This is a genomic window from Thermosulfurimonas sp. (assembly GCF_015491435.1).
In the GTDB taxonomy this organism is placed as follows: Bacteria; Desulfobacterota; Thermodesulfobacteria; order Thermodesulfobacteriales; family Thermodesulfobacteriaceae; genus Thermosulfurimonas_A.
On the sequence record NZ_WFVX01000087.1, the window covers coordinates 1 to 3942 of the forward strand.

At 59.2% G+C, this 3942-nt stretch carries 4 protein-coding genes; 3 read left to right on the forward strand and 1 reads right to left on the reverse strand.

Translation table 11 applies throughout. From position 1 onward, the window contains the following. The first annotated feature begins 82 nt into the window (after positions 1-82). Entirely contained in the window at positions 83-1159 is a 1077-nt protein-coding gene (ahbD, locus tag F8J34_RS03940) for a heme b synthase (RefSeq protein ID WP_297056704.1), read from the forward strand. Here ahbD and F8J34_RS03945 read toward each other — a convergent pair. Continuing rightward, complete coding sequence (locus F8J34_RS03945) at positions 1156-1875, reverse strand: YkgJ family cysteine cluster protein (RefSeq protein WP_297056705.1); 720 nt, start codon at positions 1873-1875, stop codon at positions 1156-1158. The two genes, ahbD and F8J34_RS03945, sit on opposite strands and share 4 nt — an antisense overlap. 65 nt (positions 1876-1940) lie before the next feature. On the opposite strand from F8J34_RS03945, the gene F8J34_RS03950 reads away from it, so the two are divergent. Together F8J34_RS03950 and F8J34_RS03955 are read left to right on the forward strand one after the other, a co-directional pair. Further along, a complete protein-coding gene (locus F8J34_RS03950) occupies positions 1941-2339 on the forward strand; it encodes a hypothetical protein (RefSeq protein ID WP_297056706.1) in 399 nt (132 codons plus the stop codon). A gap of 6 nt (positions 2340-2345) precedes the next feature. Next, positions 2346-3942 (forward strand): CTP synthase (locus tag F8J34_RS03955; RefSeq protein WP_297056707.1); only part of this gene is annotated, 1597 nt, incomplete at its 3' end.

Below are 3942 nucleotides of genomic sequence, written 5' to 3' on the forward strand. Positions count from 1 at the left end.
ACCGGGGAGTCTTTGCCCGGGTCCTCCGGGGAGGAGTCTTACGGGTGGGGGATCCGGTAACCCTTCTGGAGGGAGATGGCCCATGAGACCGGAATCGGCTTCCGCAGGCAAGGTCTTTGTGCCCCGTTTGGTGGCCTGGGAACTTACCCGTTCCTGTAATCTGGATTGTGTTCACTGTCGGGCCGCGGCCTCCCGCGGGCCTTATGAGGGCGAACTCACTACCGAGGAGTGTTTGCGGATCCTTGGGGAGATCGCCGAGGTGGCTCGCCCTATCCTCATCCTTACCGGGGGCGAACCCCTGCTCCGGGAGGATCTTCTGGTGCTGGCGCGGAAGGCCCGGGAGCTGGGGATGCGTCCGGTGCTGGCCACCAACGGCACGCTTCTTACCCGCGAGCTGGCCCGGGAGCTCAAAGAGGCCGGGATCGCCCGGGCCAGTATCAGCCTGGACGGAGCCAGCCCGGAGGCCCACGACGGGTTTCGCAAGATGCCCGGGGCCTTTGAGGGGGCCCTGCGGGGTATCGAGATCCTCAAAGAAGCGGGCATTCCCTTCCAGATCAATACCACGGTCACGGCCCGAAACCTGGAGGAACTCCCCAAGGTGCATGAGCTGGCCAAACGATTGGGGGCCGTGGCTCATCATATCTTTCTCCTGGTTCCGGTGGGCCGGGGACGGGATCTGGCCGAAGAAAGTCTCCCTCCGGAGATCTACGAAAAGACCCTGCACTGGTTTTACGAACAGAGGGAAACCGCCGGGTTGCATCTCAAGGCCACCTGCGCCCCCCATTATTACCGGATCCTGCGGGAACGGGCCCGGGCCGAGGGCAAATCCGTAACCATGGAGACTTTCGGTCTGGATGCCGTGACCCGGGGGTGCCTGGCCGGAACCGGTTTCTGCTTCATTTCCCACACCGGAATCGTCCAGACCTGCGGGTATCTGGAGATCGAGTGCGGCAACCTCCGTCGCCAGAGGTTCCCGGAAATATGGTGGAACTCCGAGGTCTTTCTGAACCTTCGGGATTTCAGCAAATACAAAGGTAAATGCGGAAGATGTGAATATCTGCGGGTTTGCGGAGGATGTCGAGCCCGGGCTTACGAAGCCACCGGCGATTATCTGGAAGCCGAGCCTCTCTGTACCTATGAGCCCCGCAAACCGGTTTAATCAAAGATAAGGACCTTTTCCATAACCAGGCGGATCCCGGCTTCCAGAAGTTCTTCCTCGGAAAGCTCCTCCGGCGGTTTCTCCAGTTCCATCTCTATCCTTCCGGCCTTCAGCTCCTCCCGGAACCGCGGAAGATCGTAACAGGCCAGGAAGATGAGATCCAGCTGGTCGCCGGTGAGCGGACTATCGGCGTGGCGCTGTCTCCGGGCCACCACCTCCCCGAAGAGGTCGTTGAAATAATGATAGGGTTCCAGGCCCTGCTCGGCGATGAAGGCCCGAACGGTTAGGGGCCGTTTTTCGTAATGCCCCTTACAGTGGGTCTCCCGAATGATACGATAGACTTCCACCTTTTTACCGGTTTCCGGATCCCGGCGTACGAAACGGGCCAGGGGATAAATCCTGCAGGCCGAAGGACGATCGGCATACACCGAACACCCCTCCGGACGCAAAAAGGGGCAGGCGAAGTCATGGGAGTTCATGTGGACGGCGATTACCGGAAGCTGGGTGACCTCGCCGATATAGACCTCCCCGTAGCGTTCGATGAATTCCTCCGGCGAAAGCCCCAGGGCCCGCCGGAGTCGGAGGAAATCATACGGCGAAAGCACCAGATGGACATCGTAACAACACCGGTTAAAACAGGGTACGCCCGGATGACAGGCAAAGACCAGTTCGTCGTCCAGGCCGAGTTCTCTGGGATCAAATACCGGCTCTTCCACTTTTTGGCCCCCGTGAAATTTTGAGCTAAAATACCCTGGAAAACGCCGGAGGGGAAGTTCACCGTATGCGCACCCGTTCACCCTGGTGGAATCTGGTCTTTCTGGTGGTGCTTATCTTTGCCTTTCTCATTGTGCGTTATTATAAGTCTTCCCCTCCCCGCACCCTGCTTTCTCGCTCCCCGGTGGTGGACCCTGAAGGCCAACCCCTGGGGGAGGCGGTCTTCTGGAAGGAAACCCCCGGGCGGATCCTTCTCCGGCTGGAGCTCGGATCCAAGCCGCCGGAGCCGCTTCTGGTCATCCTTTATCCGCGTGAAGGGGTAGGGTGGGAAATAGGCCGGTTAAAGGATACCCTTTTTCTGCGTTCTCTGAAGATGAAGTTCCTTCCGGAGAGGATCCTGCTCAAGGGGAGCAGGTCCGGACGTATTTACGGGGAAGTAAACCTTAAAAAGCCTAACGAGAGGTAATGGATCATGCCGCGCAAGAGACGGGGATTTCACACCAAGTTTATCTTTGTGACCGGAGGGGTGCTTTCCTCTCTGGGGAAAGGGCTGGCTTCGGCCTCCATAGGGGCCCTGCTGGAGGCCCGGGGTCTTCGGGTCACCTTCCAGAAACTGGACCCTTACATCAATGTGGATCCCGGTACCATGAACCCCTTCCAGCACGGAGAGGTCTATGTGACCGACGATGGGGCCGAGACCGATCTGGACCTGGGACATTACGAACGTTTCACCTCCGCCCGCATGGGGCACAAGAACAACTACACCTCCGGGAAGATCTATTTTTCGGTGATCACCAAGGAACGTCGCGGGGATTATCTGGGGGGAACGGTTCAGATCATCCCCCATGTGACCGATGAGATCAAGGCCGCCATCCTCCAGCTGGCCGGAAGCGAGGTGGATGTGGCCATCATCGAGATAGGGGGGACGGTGGGGGACATCGAGAGCCTGCCCTTCCTGGAGGCCATCCGCCAGCTCCGTTACGATCTGGGGCGGGACAACACCCTTTATATCCATCTCACCTACGTGCCCTATATCAAGACCGCCGGGGAACTCAAGACCAAGCCCACCCAGCACAGCGTAAAGGAGCTGAGGGCCATAGGTATTCAGCCGGATATCCTCCTTTGCCGTACCGAACGATTTCTGCCGCCGGAGGTCAAGAAGAAGATCGCCCTTTTCTGTAACGTGGAAGAGGATGCCGTGATCACCGCCAAGGATGTGGGCTGTATCTATGAGATACCCCTGGTATTTCACCGGGAGGGACTGGACGAGAAGATCGTGGAGCTCCTGAACATCTGGACCCGGGAACCGGATCTGAGCGCGTGGGAGGAGCTGGTTCGCAAGTACAAGAACCCCAGGGATCGGGTGACCATAGCCGTGGTGGGTAAATACGTGGATCTCAAGGATTCCTACAAGAGCCTGCACGAGGCCCTGGTGCACGGGGGCCTGGCCAACGAGGTGCGGGTGGATATCCGTTATGTAAGCGCGGATGAGATCACCCCGGATAACGTGGCCGAGGTCCTCTCCGGGGTTCAGGGGGTGCTGGTGCCCGGCGGATTCGGTTACCGGGGGGCCGAGGGTAAGATCGAGGCCATACGCTTCGCCCGGGAGAACGGTATCCCCTTTTTCGGGATCTGTCTGGGAATGCAGCTTGCGGTCATCGAGTTTGCCCGGAATGTGGCCGGTCTTTCCGGGGCCAACTCCACCGAATTCGATCCAGACACCCCCCATCCGGTCATTTACCTTATGCGGGAGTGGTTCAATTATCGAACCCAGCGGGTGGAGGTGCGAGACGAGAAATGCGACAAGGGCGGAACCATGCGTCTGGGGGCCTATCCCTGTCGCCTGATCCCGGGGACCATTGCGCACCAGGCCTACGGTTGCGAGGAGGTCTTCGAGCGCCACCGTCATCGCTACGAATTCAACAATCAATACCGGGAAATCCTCACCGAGAAGGGGTTGCGTATCGCCGGTCTTTCCCCGGACGGAGAACTGGTGGAGATCGTGGAGCTGGAAGGGCACCCCTGGTTTGTGGGCTGTCAGTTCCACCCGGAATTTCGCTCCCGCCCCA

Excerpts from the sequence above, each read along its gene's own strand:
- ahbD (WP_297056704.1), top strand. The coding sequence starts at position 83 with ATGAGACCGGAATCGGCTTCCGCAGGCAAGGTCTTTGTGCCCCGTTTG.
- F8J34_RS03950 (WP_297056706.1), top strand. The coding sequence starts at position 1,941 with ATGCGCACCCGTTCACCCTGGTGGAATCTGGTCTTTCTGGTGGTGCTT.